Origin of the sequence: Pseudomonas sp. PICF141 (assembly GCF_002286815.1) — a bacterium.
GTDB lineage: Bacteria > Pseudomonadota > Gammaproteobacteria > Pseudomonadales > Pseudomonadaceae > Aquipseudomonas.
Genome location: NZ_MUNM01000037.1, coordinates 106,423 through 124,060, shown reverse-complemented (window position 1 = coordinate 124,060; position 17,638 = coordinate 106,423). Strand labels below are relative to the sequence as shown.

Annotated in this window: 19 protein-coding genes and 1 tRNA gene; 8 read left to right on the top strand and 12 right to left on the bottom strand. The window is 56.7% G+C overall.

Annotated features, from left to right (window positions below):
• Positions 1-2: 2 nt before the first annotated feature.
• From imuA to BZL43_RS28255, 4 genes are all read right to left on the bottom strand, one after another.
• Complete coding sequence (gene imuA, locus BZL43_RS08585) at positions 3-620, bottom strand: translesion DNA synthesis-associated protein ImuA (RefSeq protein WP_095631908.1); 618 nt, start codon at positions 618-620, stop codon at positions 3-5.
• Entirely contained in the window at positions 620-1,237 is a 618-nt protein-coding gene (lexA, locus tag BZL43_RS08580) for a transcriptional repressor LexA (RefSeq protein ID WP_095631907.1), read from the bottom strand. The genes imuA and lexA overlap by 1 nt, the downstream gene beginning before the upstream one ends.
• A 274-nt stretch (positions 1,238-1,511) precedes the next feature.
• On the bottom strand, positions 1,512-2,399 hold the full coding sequence (locus BZL43_RS08575) for a Dyp-type peroxidase (protein ID WP_095631906.1): 888 nt from the start codon (positions 2,397-2,399) through the stop codon (positions 1,512-1,514).
• A gap of 58 nt (positions 2,400-2,457) precedes the next feature.
• Positions 2,458-2,670: a hypothetical protein gene (locus BZL43_RS28255; RefSeq protein WP_168185073.1), complete on the bottom strand. Its 213-nt coding sequence runs from the start codon at positions 2,668-2,670 to the stop codon at positions 2,458-2,460.
• Positions 2,671-2,738: 68 nt separating this feature from the next.
• On the opposite strand from BZL43_RS28255, the gene BZL43_RS08565 reads away from it, so the two are divergent.
• Positions 2,739-4,364 (top strand): NADP-dependent glyceraldehyde-3-phosphate dehydrogenase, encoded by a 1,626-nt coding sequence (locus BZL43_RS08565; protein WP_095631904.1) that lies wholly within the window; start codon positions 2,739-2,741, stop codon positions 4,362-4,364.
• A 7-nt stretch (positions 4,365-4,371) separates the two neighbouring features.
• On the opposite strand, the gene BZL43_RS08560 is transcribed toward BZL43_RS08565, so the two are convergent.
• The gene (locus BZL43_RS08560) at positions 4,372-5,265 is read right to left on the bottom strand and encodes a DMT family transporter (RefSeq protein WP_095631903.1); all 894 of its coding nucleotides are present in this window, start codon (positions 5,263-5,265) and stop codon (positions 4,372-4,374) included.
• A 135-nt stretch (positions 5,266-5,400) separates the two neighbouring features.
• Between BZL43_RS08560 and BZL43_RS08555 the strand changes: the two genes are divergently transcribed.
• The 3 genes from BZL43_RS08555 to BZL43_RS08545 are packed head-to-tail and all read left to right on the top strand — an operon-like array spanning position 5,401 to position 6,632.
• The gene (locus tag BZL43_RS08555; protein WP_008006559.1) at positions 5,401-5,838 is read left to right on the top strand and encodes an Lrp/AsnC family transcriptional regulator; all 438 of its coding nucleotides are present in this window, start codon (positions 5,401-5,403) and stop codon (positions 5,836-5,838) included.
• Positions 5,839-5,895: 57 nt separating this feature from the next.
• Positions 5,896-6,225, top strand: a complete 330-nt coding sequence (locus tag BZL43_RS08550; protein WP_095631902.1) for a YceK/YidQ family lipoprotein — start codon at positions 5,896-5,898, stop codon at positions 6,223-6,225.
• Between the two features lie 11 nt (positions 6,226-6,236).
• Positions 6,237-6,632: a VOC family protein gene (locus BZL43_RS08545; protein ID WP_095631901.1), complete on the top strand. Its 396-nt coding sequence runs from the start codon at positions 6,237-6,239 to the stop codon at positions 6,630-6,632.
• A 58-nt stretch (positions 6,633-6,690) separates the two neighbouring features.
• Here BZL43_RS08545 and BZL43_RS08540 read toward each other — a convergent pair whose 3' ends face one another.
• On the bottom strand, positions 6,691-7,362 hold the full coding sequence (locus tag BZL43_RS08540; protein ID WP_007898177.1) for a Bax inhibitor-1/YccA family protein: 672 nt from the start codon (positions 7,360-7,362) through the stop codon (positions 6,691-6,693).
• A gap of 124 nt (positions 7,363-7,486) precedes the next feature.
• Here BZL43_RS08540 and BZL43_RS08535 point away from each other — a divergent pair.
• Positions 7,487-7,574: transfer RNA gene (locus BZL43_RS08535), tRNA-Ser, on the top strand.
• 625 nt (positions 7,575-8,199) lie between these two features.
• Here BZL43_RS08535 and BZL43_RS08530 read toward each other — a convergent pair.
• From BZL43_RS08530 to BZL43_RS08515, 4 genes are all read right to left on the bottom strand, one after another.
• Entirely contained in the window at positions 8,200-9,180 is a 981-nt protein-coding gene (locus BZL43_RS08530) for an isopenicillin N synthase family oxygenase (protein ID WP_095631900.1), read from the bottom strand.
• Positions 9,181-9,468: 288 nt separating this feature from the next.
• The gene (locus BZL43_RS08525; protein WP_095631899.1) at positions 9,469-10,368 is read right to left on the bottom strand and encodes a glycine betaine ABC transporter substrate-binding protein; all 900 of its coding nucleotides are present in this window, start codon (positions 10,366-10,368) and stop codon (positions 9,469-9,471) included.
• Between the two features lie 142 nt (positions 10,369-10,510).
• Positions 10,511-11,446, bottom strand: a complete 936-nt coding sequence (locus BZL43_RS08520; RefSeq protein WP_095631898.1) for an electron transfer flavoprotein subunit alpha/FixB family protein — start codon at positions 11,444-11,446, stop codon at positions 10,511-10,513.
• Positions 11,446-12,195 (bottom strand): electron transfer flavoprotein subunit beta/FixA family protein, encoded by a 750-nt coding sequence (locus BZL43_RS08515; RefSeq protein ID WP_095631897.1) that lies wholly within the window; start codon positions 12,193-12,195, stop codon positions 11,446-11,448. Before BZL43_RS08515 ends, BZL43_RS08520 begins: the two co-directional genes overlap by 1 nt.
• Before the next feature lie 205 nt (positions 12,196-12,400).
• Between BZL43_RS08515 and BZL43_RS08510 the strand changes: the two genes are divergently transcribed.
• The 3 genes from BZL43_RS08510 to BZL43_RS08500 all read left to right on the top strand — a co-directional run bounded on the left by BZL43_RS08510 (position 12,401) and on the right by BZL43_RS08500 (position 16,065).
• Complete coding sequence (locus tag BZL43_RS08510) at positions 12,401-14,437, top strand: NADH:flavin oxidoreductase (RefSeq protein ID WP_095631896.1); 2,037 nt, start codon at positions 12,401-12,403, stop codon at positions 14,435-14,437.
• A gap of 56 nt (positions 14,438-14,493) precedes the next feature.
• Complete coding sequence (locus BZL43_RS08505; protein ID WP_095631895.1) at positions 14,494-15,618, top strand: S-(hydroxymethyl)glutathione dehydrogenase/class III alcohol dehydrogenase; 1,125 nt, start codon at positions 14,494-14,496, stop codon at positions 15,616-15,618.
• A gap of 63 nt (positions 15,619-15,681) precedes the next feature.
• The gene (locus tag BZL43_RS08500; RefSeq protein ID WP_095631894.1) at positions 15,682-16,065 is read left to right on the top strand and encodes a VOC family protein; all 384 of its coding nucleotides are present in this window, start codon (positions 15,682-15,684) and stop codon (positions 16,063-16,065) included.
• 70 nt (positions 16,066-16,135) lie between these two features.
• Here BZL43_RS08500 and BZL43_RS08495 read toward each other — a convergent pair whose 3' ends face one another.
• Positions 16,136-16,912 carry a pyrroline-5-carboxylate reductase gene (locus BZL43_RS08495; protein ID WP_095631893.1) on the bottom strand — a complete coding sequence of 259 codons (777 nt, stop codon included), beginning with the start codon at positions 16,910-16,912 and terminating at the stop codon, positions 16,136-16,138.
• Positions 16,902-17,609: a TetR/AcrR family transcriptional regulator gene (locus tag BZL43_RS08490; RefSeq protein WP_095632016.1), complete on the bottom strand. Its 708-nt coding sequence runs from the start codon at positions 17,607-17,609 to the stop codon at positions 16,902-16,904. Before BZL43_RS08490 ends, BZL43_RS08495 begins: the two co-directional genes overlap by 11 nt.
• Positions 17,610-17,638: the final 29 nt, after the last annotated feature.

Here is a 17,638-nt window from a genome sequence, read left to right as displayed (position 1 = left end):
CCTCAATGCCCTACGGCAAAGGCAATCGGCGCCGAACGGGCCAGCCCGCCCCGGCACTTGAGCACCCGCAATTGCGCAGGTTTGGCGTCGATGGCGATGCGCAAGGCTGCTGGCGACGGGTTGATGGCCTCACTGAGCGAGCGATAGGCGAACGCCAGGGTCTGGCCGGTTTCCGCCGCCACCTGCAAACGTCGCAATGCCCGATCGTCGGCTTTGTGCGGCCAGCACAACACCGCCCCGCAACTGCCCGAACGCAGGCATTGTTCCGCCGCCCACAGCGCATCGCGCTCACTGGCCTGGATGATCGACAGTTGCCGTAAATCGACCCCGGCGTTCTGCCAGGCCTGGGGATACGGCACGTAAGGCGGCGCCACCAGTACGATGCGCTCCCCTGCCGCCGACAGCCGCGCCAGCGCCGGCCACACCAGTTGCAACTCACCCACGCCCTGCCCGGCCAACAGGATTTCAGTCAGCGCCGCTTCCGGCCAGCCACCTGTGGGCAATGCCGCGTCCAGCGTCGCATGCCCGGTGGGTTGCGGGCTGACGGCCGGTGGCGCAGGCCGGCCCTTCCAGACCTGGCCGCCATTGAACAGCGTATCCAACGCAACGACGGCGCCCATCACCCTTGCCTCACCAGACCGCAGAACACGCCTTCAATGGCCAGATCCTGATCGGCTCGAACAATGATCGGCTTGTAAGCCGGATTGCGCGGTAACAGGCGAACAGAATCGCCGGCCCGCTCGAAACGCTTGATGGTGACTTCGCCGTCGAGCCGTGCCACGACGATCTGGCCGTTGACCGCTTCGGGATTGCGCCGCACGCCCACCAGATCGCCGTCGAGAATGCCGTCCTCGATCATCGAATCGCCCTGCACCCGCAGCATGTAATCGGGTACCCGCGAGAAGATGGATGGATCAAGCAGCAAACGACTGTGGACTTCGGCATCGGCACCGATCGGCGCACCAGCCGCCACGCGACCGAGTACTGGAACATCCAGGAGTTCAGGCCGCGGCGGCTGATTCAACAGCCGAATGCCGCGCGCCTGATGCGGATTAACCTCGATGAAACCGGCCTCAGTCAACGCCAGCACATGCTTGCGCGCCACGCTGCGGGAGGCAAAGCCAAAAGCTTCGCTGATTTCAGCGAGGCTGGGGGACTGACCGTGTTCGGCGATTCGATCGCGGATGAAAGTCAGGATGGCGGTACGGCGGGGAGTTAAAGTTGTCATGGAGTACATTTGTACTCTTTTGGAATTTTCCTGACAAGGACTTGTAGGATCTGTCGATGAAAGGAGGCTGCGATCTTTTGATCCTTGCTCTTTAAGAACAACATCAAAAGATCGCAGCCTCCTTTCACTCGTCAGCGCCTACAGGTTTCAGGTGAGTCCTGAGAGGTAGGGCCACTGGGTAGATGCCGTGTTCGTGGCTGCGGGTGGCGGACTTGCCAGTAATCGTCGCTCAAGGCTTCAACCAAGACAGAGCCGGCATCGGCGGGTCCGATTTACCCCAGGTTTAGCCGACACGCAGTGCGCGCAGGTCAAGGCGACCGTCCTTGAGCGGTGGGCACCAGTAGTAGCCGCCGGTGATTGGCCGGCTGATGCGATACAGGCCGTCAGTGATGCCGTCTTCCAGACCGCTCATGCGACGCAACTGGGATTCGAACGCATCGAGGGAAAAACCGAAGGCCAGGAACATCAGGCCGGCGCGATCGCCTTCGATCCATGGCATCGAGCGACGGACCACGAAGGCTTCAGGTGTGAAGCTTTCCTGGGCGGTGCGCTTGACGTGGGCAGAGATCGGCGCGTCATCGAGTTCTTCGTTGTCGCTCAAGCGACGGCCCATGATGTTGTCTTTCTCATGGGGCGACAACGCGTGGAAGCCTTTCAAATCATGCTGCCACTGCTGGATCGCGGCGAAGCTGCCACCGACCAGACCGTCCGCCCCTTCGCTCAGCAATGCGGCCGTTACAGCGGCTTCGTCGTGAGGGTTTTCGGTGCCGTCTTCGTAACCGGTCAGGTCGTGCCCGGTCATGTGGCGGAAGGTTTCGTTCATTTGCACCAGACGCAAGGCCGGTGCCAGCGCGGCTTCGAGCGCATGGCTGCGATTGAGCAGTTCACCACGGTCAACCCCGTGCAGCCAGCACCAGAGTGCGTGTTGGGTCGACGGGTTGTCGACACCGACACCGACCAGCGCCGGAAAAGCGCGCAGGCCATCGACCTGTGCGTGCAGCGCCTTGACCAACGACTCACCGAAACCGATTACAGCCGACTTGCCGTCCACCAGGCGCATCAGGTTGTCCAGGGCAGCCGGCAGTGCCTCGGCGGATTCAAGGGCGAAGAACATATGACGAGCTTGAGGCGGAACAGGGGTGGCGAGAATGCCCGGCTGGTAATAACTCATATGAACTCCTTGGGAAAAGAGCGTGAAGTTTAACCGGGGGATCGTGACTTGTGTGTTTTCAGGGCAAAAGATCGCCGCCCCCTGTAGCAGCTGCCGAGCCTGCGAGGCTGCGTTCGGCGGCGAAGCCGTCGCAAACCCTGTATGCAAGGTTTTCCTGACGCACCGCAATATCCGATTTCACGACTGCTTCGCCGCCGAACGCAGCCTCGCAGGCTCGGCAGCTGCTACGACGATCCATAACGCCGAGCAAAAAAATCATAAAATGGGCCATGACAAGCGAGTCCGAGGTCTGCTAAAACGATTCATCAGAGCATCACCCAATCCAGACGGGGTAGCGATATGACCACAGCACAAATCCTTGGCAACCTGTTTCCCACTGCCGACAACGTCCCGGAAAAGTACCGTCTCAACGGCCCGATCGAGCAGCGCGAGTACCTGGTCGATGGCGAACTGAAAACCTGGTCCGGGCCCCTCGCCCAAGTCCGCAGCCCGGTGTACCTGAGCGGTGCCAATGGTGATGAGCAGGTAATCCTGGGCAGCACGCCGCTGCTCGATGCCGACACCGCATTGACCGCGCTCGACGCCGCCGTCCGCGCCTACGACCGCGGCCAGGGCCTGTGGCCGACGATGCGCGTGGCCGAGCGCATCCAGCACGTCGAAACCTTCCTGGCTCGCATGCGCGAACAGCGCGAGGCGGTGGTCAAGTTGCTGATGTGGGAGATCGGTAAAAATCTCAAGGACTCGGAAAAAGAGTTCGACCGCACCTGCGATTACATCGTCGACACCATCAATGCCCTCAAGGAACTCGACCGCCGCTCCAGCCGCTTCGAACTGGAGCAGGACACCCTCGGCCAGATCCGCCGCGTGCCGTTGGGCGTGGCGTTGTGCATGGGGCCTTACAATTACCCGCTGAACGAAACCTTCACCACGCTGATTCCGGCGCTGATCATGGGCAACACCGTGGTATTCAAGCCGGCCAAGCTTGGGGTGCTGTTGATTCGCCCGTTGCTGGAAGCCTTTCGTGACAGCTTTCCGGCCGGGGTCATCAACGTCATCTACGGCAGCGGCCGCGAGACGGTCAGCGCCCTGATGGCCAGCGGCAAGATCGATATCTTTGCATTCATCGGCACCAACAAGGCCGCCAGCGACCTGAAAAAACTCCACCCAAGGCCTCACCGCCTGCGTGCCGCGCTGGGCCTGGATGCGAAGAACCCCGGCATCGTTCTGCCGGAGGTCGATCTGGACAATGCGGTCAGCGAAGCCGTCACCGGTTCCCTGTCGTTCAACGGCCAACGCTGCACCGCGCTGAAAATTCTCTTCGTCCATGAAGATGTGGTCGAAGCGTTCATCGAGAAGTTCAACGCCAAACTCGCCGGCCTCAAACCCGGCATGCCGTGGGACAGTGGCGTGGCCCTGACGCCATTGCCGGAATCAGGCAAAGTCGATTACCTGCACACCCTGGTGGCGGACGCGGTCAGCAAAGGCGCAGCCGTGGTCAACCCCAATGGCGGTGAGTCCCGCGCATCGTTCTTCTACCCGGCGGTGTTGTACCCGGTGACACCGCAGATGCGCGTCTACCAGGAAGAACAGTTCGGCCCGGTCGTGCCGATCGTGCCTTACCGTCATCTGGACACCGTGATCGATTACGTCCTGGAATCCGATTTCGGCCAGCAATTGAGCATCTTCGGCACCAACCCGGTGGCGGTCGGCAGGCTGGTGGACACCTTCGCCAACCAGGTCGGCCGGATTAACCTTAATGCCCAATGCCAGCGCGGTCCGGACACTTATCCATTCAACGGCCGCAAGAACTCTGCCGAGGGCACACTGTCAGTGCACGATGCGCTGCGAGTGTTTTCGATTCGGACCCTGGTGGCGACCAAGTTCCAGGAAAGCAGCAAAGAGCTTCTCAGCGAGATCATCAGCGGACGCAACTCGAGTTTCCTGACCACCGACTATATTTTCTGAGGCCTGTTCACTGCGCCGCTACCCGCCGAAGCTTCAGGCTCCACCCCTGTTGCATCCCGGCAGCGGCCAGCAGAATCGCGGCGACACCGATCCATTGCAGTGGCTCCAGGCGATGGCCGAAGGCGAACCAGTCGACGAAAATCGCCGCAATCGGGTAGATGAACGACAACGCGCCGGTCAGCGCTGTCGGCAGTTTTTGAATCGCGCCATAAAGCAGCACATACATCAGACCGGTATGCACGATGCCCAGGGTCACCAGGCTGGCCCAGGCATCGGGCGTTTGCGGTATCGCCGAGAAGTGCGCAAAGGGCGCGAGCAATAGCACGCCGGTGCACACCTGGACCAATGCGATCAGATGCGGTGGTGTGCCGGTCAGGCGCTTGATGATCAGCGCGGCAACCGCGTACAGAAAGGCAGCCCCTAGCGCCAGACCAATCCCCATCAGGTAATCGTTACCGCCATCGCCCTGCTCACCGTGTGCGCTGACAATCGCCAGCATTCCAAGAAAGGAAATGCCCAGCCAGAACAACTTCTGCAGGGTGATCTTCTCCCCCAGGAACAACGCAGCCAGCCCCACCAGCATGAACGGCTGAACGTTATAAACCGCCGTGCCAATGGCAATCGAGGCGCGGGAATAGGACGCGAACAACAGCACCCAGTTGCCGACAATCGCCACCCCGCTCAGTACGGCCAGCAAAAAAGTGGTGGACGTCAAAATGCCAGGGCGCAGAAAGCCGAATGCCGCGCAAATCAGCAATAAGGTGGCGGCACCAAACACGCAGCGCCAGAACACCACGTCCAGCACCGGTTGCCCGGACACCAGCACGAACCAGCCAATGGTCCCGGAAATCAGCATGGCGGCGGTCATTTCGAATGAGCCGCGACGTATTGTTCTGTCCATCATCAACCTCCTGTGTTTGAGCGCAAAGTATGCCAATCCATTTGGGGGCATCTCCAGCGTAAAAAGCAGGCTAAACTCGACTTTCGCCTTTTTTATCAAGGCTTATTCAACCGATTGCCTAACAGGGGATTCGCCATGACCGACGACATCGACCAAGTGCTGATCAGCGCGCTGATGGAAGATTCACGCCGCTCGCTCAAGGCCCTGGCACAGATCAGCGGCCTGTCCTCGCCCAGCGTCGCCGAGCGGCTGCGCCGCCTCGAAGAACGTGGCGTGCTCAAGGGCTACACCGTCGAGATCGACCCCAAATGCTTCGGTTACCAACTCCAGGCCATCGTCCGTATTCGCCCGTTACCAGGGCAATTGCAGGAAGTGGAGCGACAGATTCAGGCCATCCCTGAATTCACCGAGTGCGACAAGGTCACTGGCGATGACTGCTTCATCGCCCGCCTGCACGTGCGCTCGATGGAACAACTGGACACCCTCCTCGATCGTCTCAACAGCCACGCCGAAACCAACACTGCCATCGTCAAGAAGACCCCGGTCAAGCGCCGGCTGCCACCGATGGCTTGAGTGCTGTTTTGTTTGCAAAGAGGTAGATTGGGGGTTTTCCGGCGAAGGATTGGCGGCATGAAAACTCTGGCCATGTTATTGGCGGCAATGACACTCACCGGTTGCGGCACGTTTCAGACCGTGGTGCGCAGTGACGAGGCAGCAGCGAAGAGTCTCAAGGAACAGAAAACCTACTGCGGTGCGGTTCCACGGATCTATAGCGGCGTGACGTATGACTTTTGCAGTCTGCATGCGTCTCCAGGCCCGGGCATCGATGAGTACAAATACAACAACGGCACACTCTTCGTACTAATCGACGTAGTGATTTCCGGCGTTCTCGATACCCTGCTGCTGCCCTACACCATTTATCGGCAACAGGCTGATGGCAGCATCATTGTGGTCGAATAAGGAGCAGATGAATGTTGTCTCACGTTTTTATCGGCATCACCGATTTCGATCGTGCATTGGCGTTCTACCAACCGATCATGGATGCACTGCAGCTGCAGATGAAATTTTGCGATCCCGGCAAACCCTGGGCGGGGTGGATGAGCAAGGATGCACCGCGTCCGCTGTTCGTCATTGGCACTGCGTTCGACGAACAGCCGGCCACACCGGGGAACGGGCAGATGATCGCCCTGCTTGCGCCGAGTCACGAGATCGTCAAACGCTGTCACGCACTGGCCATGGCTCATGGTGGATCCTGCGAGGGGCCGCCGGGCCTGCGTCCGCATTACCATCCCGATTACTTCGGCGCCTATATGCGCGACCCGGACGGCAACAAACTCTGCGTGTGTTGCCACGAACCCCAACGCTGAGCCAAATCACAGACAATAAAAAACCCGCCGAAGCGGGTTTTTTACTCAAGGCTGGCGATCAATCATCGCGGCTCATGATGCCGAACAGTTGCAGCAAGCTGACGAACAGGTTGTAGATCGATACGTACAGGCTGATGGTCGCCATGATGTAGTTGCGCTCACCGCCGTGAATGATGGCGCTGGTCTGGAACAGAATGCACACCGAGGAGAACAGCACGAAACCTGCGCTGATCGCCAGTTGCAGACCGCTGATCTGGAAGAACAAGCTCGCCAGTGTCGCGCCCAGCAGCACAAAGAAACCGGCGGTGATGAAACCACCGAGGAAACTCATGTCCTTACGGGTAATCAGCACATAAGCCGACAGGCCGCCAAACACCAGCGCGGTCATCGCGAAGGCCGAGCTGACGACTTCTGCGCCGCCCTGCATACCCAAATAACGGTTGAGAATCGGGCCGAGCAGGAACCCCATGAAACCGGTCAGCGCGAACGCAGAAACCAGGCCCCATGCCGAATCACGGAGTTTGTTGGTGAGAAAGAAAAGGCCGTAGAAGCCGATCAGCACCACGAAGATATTCGGGTAGCCGACACGCATCTGCTGTGCGACAAACGCCATCACGCCGCTGAATGCGAGGGTGAGAGCGAGTAGACCGTAAGTGTTGCGCAGGACGCGGCTAACCTCTAGCTGCTCAGCCTGCACGCTGTTATTCACTGCGTAATCCTGTTCGCGCATGGCGACACTCCTGTTGGGTTTGAAACGTTCAGTCGCAAAGATCATAACAGACGCTCTGTAACAAGCCATGCACAGAGTTTGACAGTGTGTTTCATTCAGGTATTATGGCGCCCGCAACGCAAACGGAGGTGTGGCCGAGTGGTTTAAGGCAACGGTCTTGAAAACCGTCGACTGTAACAGGTCCATGAGTTCGAATCCCATCGCCTCCGCCATATTTGTACCGACAAAGCCCTGATTATTCAGGGCTTTGTCGTTTCTGGCTTTTGGAAAACCCTGCCAGCCCACACTTCAGCCCACACCCTGGATGAAGTATTGCTTTTCGACCAGCGGCTAACTTTTCGAATGGTCTCTTGCCTACACCTACAGGCCTGAAGAACGGGTTTAGAGGCAGCTTCCGCAGGAAAGCGCCGGAACGAAAACAGAGGTTGTGATCTCTTTTCGACACAGCCCAACAAACTACGCGTAAATCGGCATAGGGGCGGCCACTGCCCTAAAAATTCCTCTAATTCGTCCAGGCCGACGTAACAGTGACCACCTGGCACCTCCTTCGAAGAACGACTCCAGCCGCTGAGTTGAAAGTCCAATGGCTGAAGGCGATCAAGCGAGGCGCGTCCGAGACTACCAACCCCCATGACACCAACACGCCGCTGTGAAGCGTGCACGATTGGTCCACAAGGCTGGGAAGAGGCTCCCAAGCCAGGATGTAGTGCACCTCTGCGGGGTTACCGATATCAGGCCATTGGCGGAACTCTAGTTGAGGGGCGAGCGTTGACAGGCATCTCGCCATTTCTGCGCATCGGCGGGATTGGCCATGTATAGGATGCACATTGATAACCCCTATTCGCCTTTCAAATGCGCATAGCTATCAACGAAACGCTTAAATTTGTGTTGGCCACACGTGTACGCTTCATACTTCGCAGGTAGAGCCTCACTCACGCAGGTTGGCACAGGCTCAACAACCGCATCGAAATCCAAATCAATAAAGAAAGGTATTGAATAGCGCTCTAGACCGCTGGTATTTATGACGCGATGCATTGTCGAGGTGTAGCGATCGTTGGTGAGGGTTTGAACCAGATCACCAATATTGACGATAAAAGTGCCTTCAACTGGAGGGGCAGTAACCCACTCCCCTGCACGGTTCCTGACTTGCAAACCGCCAACTGCATCTTGGGATAGGACCGTCAAGAAACCATAGTCCGTGTGCGCCCCAATACCAATCTCCTCTTGGGAAATTCTTCCGATCTGGGGCGGGTAACGCAAAATCCGCTGAATCGTGATGGGCTTACGCTGAAGGTGTTCAAAGTAATTTTGCGGTAGACCCAAGCTCAGCGCGATCCCACCAATAAGCATTCGCGCGAGTGCCAATACAGAGGAATGGTAATCTTCGGCAACCTTCTCAAATTGCGGCAGTGCCGACGGCATTTGATTAGGACCAAAAAATGGAGAGACCTCATCGTAATGAGCTCCGCAATCAAAACATTCTTTGAAATCGCGGGTATTAGCTGGATCGACGTTTTCCGCGTACATCGGTATATAACCACGTAGCGTGGGCCCGGAATTTACGACATTAAGCTTGTTCTTCTCATCAAAAGGAAGCTTGAAAAAGCTTTTGGTAAGCGCATACATCTCATCTATTAACTGCTGGTCAATACCATGATTTTTTATATAAAAAAAACCCACCTTTTCGCATGCGTCACCTATTTGGCTTGCCACCTCCAGTGGATTTTCGCCGTTTATGAGCGACGATATATCTATGACTGGAATTTCAGTGAAAGCTGTTTGTTTGCTAGCCAGACGAATATCAAATAACTCTGTCATGTATGTTCTCCTTTCAAGAATGTCAATTAGGCAGAAGATTTAGAAAGCACGGCGACGCCCTCTTTGATCTCACTGAGTCACATGATTCAACAGCGTGCCCGCATGCTAATGCTCGTTTATTTTTCTCAAACTAATGTTCAAGAACCACTCATCATATAACGCCGCAAGGCAATACAATGACCTGTGTCCGGCATTTATAAAAATCCGATCCAAAGATAAACACTCAACACCCTTCACTCACTGCAAAGGGCATCGAACTGCAAAATAGTGACAAGACAGTGGCCGTCGTCACTGGCCCGCTGTTGTTGAAGCAGTCGTGTCGTCAAACATTGCTGCAAAGCGGGGTTTGTTGGCTGAGTAGTATTCTGCAACTACCTTATCTGCCGAGCTATCACGCGCAGTAGCCATCATTTTCTCAAGGTCAGCTTTAGGGATTTTGAAGTTGGCGAAGAATCGAGCAACATCGGGGTGTTCTGCGCTAAAACCTTTGCGTGCGACCGCGTGGATTTGCTCAGAGCCTCCGAAAATCTGCTTCGGATCATCCAAATATCGCAGTGACCACTTGGAGAACATCCAGTGCGGGCTCCATGCGTTAATCAAAGACCACTTGTCACGTTTCAGATTACGGTCCAACTCGCTCAACATTCCAGACTCTGAAGAAGCGACCATCTTATAACCATCAAGACGATATTCTTTAATGGCCTTTTCCGTAAGTTTGTACTGACCATTACCCACTTCGGAAGTCAAAATCTTGCCGCCGAGTTTTTCCCTTACCTCTGGCTTGTTAAGGTCTTCGACACTGGCGATTTCACTGACAGGAATAGAAGTGGGTACCGCCATGCCAATCCGCCCCTCATAAAGCACCCCTAAGTCTTCGAGCTTGTCGCGGTATTTGTCATAAAAGGACTTGTGAGTGCTTGGCAGCCAAACCATAGGAATCAGGTCGATATTACCGTTAGCCAGCGCCTGAAACTGAATACCAATATCGGCCAGAACCAATTTAACCGGTTGCTTCAGGTGATTTCGCAACGCTGTATCTGCCAGCTTTACAGCGATCTCCGTATCCGACCAATTCACCCAACCAATACGGATAGGCGCGGGCTCCTCGGCTTGAGCTATCAGGCTGCTGGAGATCATAACCAAACCTGCAAGCCAGCCGGTACAAGTTTTACTGGATAACGTAATCATGTGCATCTCCGCGTGCTGTATTAATAGTTATTGACAGGACAGCAGAAGCATCAACTTCCCTCATAAAAATGCGAAGCTAATATTAAACTTTCAAATATAAAATTTCGCACATTGTTCTGCCATGGAATCATTATCAACTCACTCACAATGCCTTTTCGAGCGCCGGTAATGCCTCAAACAAATCCGCAACCAACATGTAATCTGCAACTTGGGCGATCGGCGCCTCAGCGTCCTGGTTGATCGCGACGATTACCTTTGATCCACTCATACCCGCCAGGTGTTGAATGGCGCCACTGATACCTGCGGCGATGTAGAGATCCGGTGCCACTATTTTCCCCGTCTGCCCGACTTGCAAGTCGTTGGGGGCAAAACCTGCGTCCACTGCAGCGCGTGATGCGCCTACGGCGCCACCGAGCTTGTCTGCAACACGTTCGATCAATTCAAAATTCGCTTTGCTCTGCATCCCGCGACCACCGGAAACGACGACACGAGCGCTCGACAGGTCAGGCCTTTCGCTCACCGTCAGCTGTTCGCTTACAAAGCTGACAGTGCTTGCAATGCGTCCCCCATTAACGGCCATGACTTCGCAGCGATCCTGATGGGACGAGGCTTGGGCAAAAGCCGAGGCACGGAGGGTCAACAACTTGACTGAATCGATGGACTGAACGGTGGCGATCGCATTACCCGCATAAATGGGTCGCTCGAAAGTGTCTACCGACACAATTTTGATGACGTCCGAAAGCATTCCGACATCCAGGCTGGCCGCTACCCGTGGCAACACATTGCGACCCATGCTGCTCGCATCCGCCATTACATGGGTATAAGTGTCGCCCACTAGCGAAGTGATCAGTGGCTGGACATTTTCGGCCAGCGTCTTCTCGAACATCTCATCCTGCGCGAGCAGCACTCGATGCAGGCCCTTGGTAAGCGCGGCCTGTTCCGCAACGTCTGATGCCTGTGCGCCCCCCATCACAAGCAAATCCGTTTCGAAGCCCAGATCGATAGCAGCAGTAATTGCACTCAACGTGCCTGCCGTGAGTTGACTACCTGTGTGCTCGGCTATAACCAATGTGCGCATCAAACTAACCCCACCACATTTCTCAGTTTTTCCACCAGTTCAGATACCGAACTGACGTTGATACCTGCTTTTCGCACTGGAGGTGGCGTCACCTTGAGCAGCCGGGTGTGCTCCCTCACGCTCGCGCCCAAGCCATCAGCGGCAATCACCTCGAGCGGTTTTTTCTTGGCCTTCATGATGTTAGGTAACGAGGCGTAGCGCGGTTCATTAAGGCGCAGATCACAGGTAACAACTGCGGGTGCCGTAAGGGCCACAACCTGGCTGCCACCATCGATTTCACGCTCAACAACCCATCGGCCATCGGCATAGCTGACGGCTGAGGCAAAGGTGGCCTGAGCACTACCTATTAATTGCGCAACCATCTGCCCGGTCTGGTTGTTCTCCTGGTCGATAGCCTGTTTACCAAAAAGGATCAATTGCGGCTTTTCGTTATCGATCACTTTGCTTAGGTATTTGGCCACGTTGAGCGGCTCGAGCATCGCGTTCGTTTCAACCAGGAGTGCTCGATCTGCGCCAAGCGCTAATGCCGTACGTAATTGTTCTTGCGCAGCAGAAGTGCCAACTGAAACGACCACCACCTCGCAAACCACGCCTTTTTCCTTAAGGCGAATAGCTTCTTCCACTGCGTTTTCGCAGAAAGGGTTCAAGGCCATCTTTACGCCATTCAGGTCGACGCCTGAACCATCACCTTTAACACGAGCCTTCACGTTCGGGTCAATGGCGCGTTTTACCGCTACGAGCACTTTCATAATTCCCTCGGGCACTCATCAATCGATGCAATGGATGACAGGCGTGGTTAAGCCAGTTCAGTCCTTGTTTTGACGGATGTTAATCCTGGATTTTTTGTTGCGCAAGCAAAATGTACACCTGTGTCACAAAGCATTGACACAGGTGTACATTTATCCTAATTTCTAGTCACCAAGCCTGATGAAGCCCACTTTGGAGCGCACCACGATGTCCAGCGATCCCTTGCTGCAACCCTATAAAATCAAGAATCTGACCCTCAGAAACCGGATCATGACCACCTCCCATGAACCGGCCTACCCTGTGGATGGCATGCCCAAGGATCTCTATCGCGCCTACCACGTGGAGCGCGCAAAGGCCGGTGTCGCCCTGACCATGACTGCCGGTTCCGCAGCCGTCTCCCGAGACAGCCCGCCGGTATTCAACAATGTGCTCGCCTACAAGGATGAAGTGGTCGGATGGTTGAAGGACCTGACCGATGAATGCCACGAACATGGCGCGGCAGTGATGATCCAGTTGACTCACCTGGGCCGCCGCACCCGCTGGGACAAGGCCGACTGGTTGCCGGTGGTGTCGCCGTCACACCGTCGCGAGGCTTCACACCGCTCCTTCCCGAAGAAAATGGAAGAATGGGACATTGAGAGGATCATCAAGGACTATGTAGACGCGGCGGAGCGCATGAAGGCGGCAGGTCTCGATGGTCTGGAGCTTCAGGCTTACGGGCATTTGATGGACCAGTTCTGGTCGCCGTTGACCAATGACCTCGACGGCCCTTATGGCGGCTCGCTGGAAAACCGCATGCGCTTTACCTTCGACATCCTGCGTGGCATCCGCCATCGGGTCGGCGAAGACTTTCTGCTCGGGGTTCGCTACACCGGAGATGAAGAACTGCCCGGTGGCTTCAATGCCAGCGAGGGCATGCAGATATCCCACATGCTCAAGGACAGCGGACTGGTCGACTTCCTGAACGTGGTACGCGGCCACATCGATACGGACGCTGGCTTGACCGATGTCATCCCGATTCAGGGTATGCGCAACTCACCCCACCTCGACTTCGCTGGAGAGATCCGTTCGGCAACAGGCTTCCCGACCTTCCACGCAGCGAAGATTCCCGATGTTGCCACGGCGCGCTACGCGATCGCCTCGGGCAAAGTGGACATGGTGGGCATGACCCGCGCGCACATGACCGATCCGCACATCGTGCGCAAAATCATCGAGAAGCGCGAAGAAGATATTCGCCCGTGCGTCGGCGCCAACTATTGTCTGGATCGCATCTATCAGGGTGGCGCGGCCTACTGCATCCACAACGCAGCGACGGGGCGGGAAACCACCATGCCTCATGACATTCCCAAAGCCGCGGTCAAGCGCAAGGTGCTGGTGGTCGGTACGGGCCCTGCCGGGCTGGAAGCGGCGCGGGTCGCCGGTGAGCGCGGCCATGATGTAACGGTACTTGAGGCGGCTGACCAACCTGGCGGGCAGATTCGTCTGACGGCATTGAACGAGCGTCGTCGCGAAATGATCAGCATCATTGATTGGCGCATGGCGCAATGCGAACGACTGGGGGTGAAGTTTCATTTCAACACCTGGGCCGAAGCCGACACCGTGCAAGCCTTCGAGCCTGACGTGGTCATCGTTGCGACCGGCGGTCTACCGGATACCGAGGTGCTCCGCAAAGGCAACGAACTCGTGGTTTCAACCTGGGACATCATTTCCGGTGACATCAAGCCCGGTCGCAACGTACTGATCTTCGACGATGCCGGGGATCATGCTGCTCTACAGGCAGCCGAAGTCATCGCCAATAGCGGCGCGAAAGTAGAAATCGTCACCCCTGACCGCTCGTTTGCACCTGAAGTCATGGCCATGAACCTGGTGCCCTACATGCGCAGCCTGCAGGACCTGGACGTCACCTTCACCGTCACCTATCGGGTCGACACAGTGGAAAAACGTGATGACGGGCTCGTTGCAACCTTTGGCAGCGATTACGGGCAGGTCCACAAGCAGCGCGTGGTCGATCAGGTGGTCGTCAACCACGGCACTCTTCCTCTGGACGACTTGTACTTCGACCTGCGTCCTCTCTCCACCAATGGCGGCGCGGTAGAGCAGCATGACCTGATAGCCGGCACGGCACAGAACATCGTCACCAATCCCGAAGGACGTTTCCAGCTGTTCCGGATCGGCGACGCCGTGTCTGCTCGCAACACCCACGCGGCCATCTACGACGCTTTGCGCCTGGTGAAAGAAATCTGAATTCGAGCCTCCATTCTTGTTGGAACGGAGGCTCGCCAAAAACAAGAGGGGGAACCATGTCAGCAGTGACCATTAAATCGAAGGCGGCAGTCGCTTTTGGCCCAGGACAGCCGTTGCAGCTGGTGGACATTGATGTCGCACCGCCCAAGGCTGGCGAAGTACGGGTACGAATCGTGGCAACCGGTGTCTGCCACACGGATGCTTTTACTCTGTCGGGCGACGATCCCGAGGGGATCTTTCCTGCCGTGTTGGGTCATGAGGGTGGCGGGATTGTCGAGTCGATCGGCGAAGGCGTGACGTCATTGTCGGTCGGCGACCATGTGATTCCGCTGTACACGGCCGAGTGCCGGCAATGCAAATTCTGTCTGTCGGGCAAGACCAACCTGTGCCAGGCAGTCAGAGCGACACAGGGCAAGGGCTTGATGCCTGACGGAACATCGCGCTTCTCCTTTGAGGGCCAGCCGGTGTTCCATTACATGGGCTGCTCGACCTTCTCCGAGTACACGGTATTGCCGGAGATCTCCCTGGCCAAAATCCCCAAGGATGCGCCTCTAGAGCAGGTGTGCCTGCTGGGCTGTGGCGTGACCACAGGCATAGGTGCCGTACTCAACACTGCCAAGGTCGAGGCCGGGGCAAGCGTTGCGATATTCGGGCTCGGCGGGATCGGGCTGGCGGCCATCATCGGCGCGAAAATGGCCAACGCCGGGCGAGTCATCGCCATTGATATCAACCCGGCCAAACGGGACGTCGCCCTATCGCTCGGCGCCACCGATTTCATAAACCCCATGGACTATGACAAGCCCATCCAGGACGTGATTGTCGAGCTCACCGACGGTGGCGTGGACTATTCGTTTGAATGTGTCGGCAACGTCAAATTGATGCGAGCTGCTCTGGAGTGCTGCCACAAGGGCTGGGGTGAATCGATCATTATCGGTGTTGCCGGTGCGGGCCAGGAAATCAGTACCCGCCCTTTCCAACTGGTAACCGGGCGCGTCTGGCGTGGCAGCGCGTTTGGTGGAGTCAAGGGCCGCACGGAGCTTCCCAGCTACGTCGAGAAAGCGAGCACCGGCGAAATTCCGCTGGAAACCTTCATCACTCACAACCTTGGCCTTTCAGACATCAACAAGGCTTTCGAATTGATGCATACAGGGCAAAGCATCCGCACCGTCATTCATTTTTGACCAAGGCACTGCCGTGATACCGGCCAGCGCTCACACCCGCATCACAACCCAAAGGAAATCAAAATGTCTGTTTTTACCCATGTCACTGTCGGTACCAATGACCTTGCCGAAGCACGGACCTTCTATGATCGTGTTCTCAAAGAAATTGGTCTTAACCGTGTTGCCGACCTTGATGAATCCGGCTCCATTTGGGGCGTGGATAAACCGTCGTTCTTCGTGCTAAAACCCGCCAATGGCAATCCTGCCAACGTTGGCAATGGCGTGACCGTGAGTTTCGAAGCGCCAAGTCGCGCTGCAGTACATGCATTCCACGAAACCGCACTCGCGGCGGGTGGCACCTGTGAAGGCCAACCGGGTTCGCGTAGCTGGGCTGAAAATGCCTATGCCGCTTACGCTCGGGACCTTGATGGCAACAAACTGGCTGTCTACTGCTTCAAGGCCGAATAATCGCAATCGGTTGACGCTTTCTACAGTGAAGGCCCTTCAGCGGGTCTTCACTGTCTATCCCCTGCCCTGGCTACATTCCCCGACGCGCAACTTCAGCGCCGGCCTTTACCGCCGTCCCCACAATGGACTCGATGTTCTGATCGGCCATCGACTGCAGCGCTGCCGCCGTCACGCCACGATAAGCCATCAACGACTCAATCATTTGTCGCGGATCGCGGCTGGCAAGCATCTGGCCTCCCCCCACCACCACGCTTTGTGCAGCGTGTTGCGCGATGGCAAGTGGAATTCCTGCAGCCACCGCCTGATTAGTCAGCGCCATTTGCAGCATCGCTGGGAAGGCCGGCCCAGTCCCGGACAATGCACTGAGATAATCAATACAGTCTTCATCAGGCACTTCGTCCGCCGAACCTACGCACTCGAACAGTCGCTGCACCCACTGGCGGTCGCGCTCAACAAGGTTTCCGGCACAGTACCAGGGCGTGAACGACTGCCTGATTTCCACGGCCGCATTCGGCATGGCCCGCACGATTACATCCGCACCGGTTGCCGCGCTGATGGCTGCCGCCGGAACTCCGGCCATCAGAGAAATCACTAACTTGCCGCGGGCGTTGATCAGCAGTTCACGAAACTGCTCCGGCCGGATGGACAGCACGACAATATGGCTGAGGTCCACCAACTGCTGGTTGTCGGCCAGCAGCCTCACGCCTGGCTCGAAAGTACTGACGCCGGAGCGGTTCGAGATCAACAAATGGTCAGGCTTGATGAAGCCGCTTTCAAGGAGCGCCTGCGCGATTGCGCGCCCGAGCCAGCCGGTGCCCCCAATGATGCCCAGGGTTCTATTCTCCATCGGCAGGAGACTCCTCGAATGTATCGACCAAGGGAACGAAAACACCGGGCTCTTTTTCTGCGTAGCCGAACTTTCCATAAAAGCGGTCCAGCTCGCGACGCTTCGGTACCTTGCCGGTAAACACGCTCACGTACTGAGGAATCCGTCGAAATCGCACGACAATATCTTCATTGGTTTTCATCGAGATGTAGCCGATCTGTGTGAGATAGATCGTCCTGGCCCGAACGTCAGCCCCCTCGACGTCGTAACCAAACCGTCGGAACATCGCGGCCAAGGCATTCATCCGCGCTTCATCGGCTAAAGCGATTTCAGCTTTGACCTCGTCCGATTGCAGCGCCCAACTGCGCACGGCAAATTCAAACTGCGAGTCGAACAGCTCAGGGTTCAGCCAGCACTCGAAGACGTTGAGAATCGCTTCGGAAATACTTTCCGCATAACTCTCACATTGGCTGACCATACCGCCGGTGTTCTTGTCCCGCCAACGAGCCAGGAGTGCCGCTAGCAGCTGTTCCCGATCTTCATAGAACCAGTAGAAGCTGGTACGAGACAAATTCAAACGCTTGGCCAGCGGCATCACCCGCACAGCATCCACACCCGACTCTTTGAGAGCATCGTAAGCGGCATCCAGCCAACCATCGACGGAACCTCGCCAGCCTGCGTCCTGCGCTTTGGTTTTCGCCCTTCCTGTCTGTGACATTCGGGTTGCACCTTTCTTTGAAAATTCTT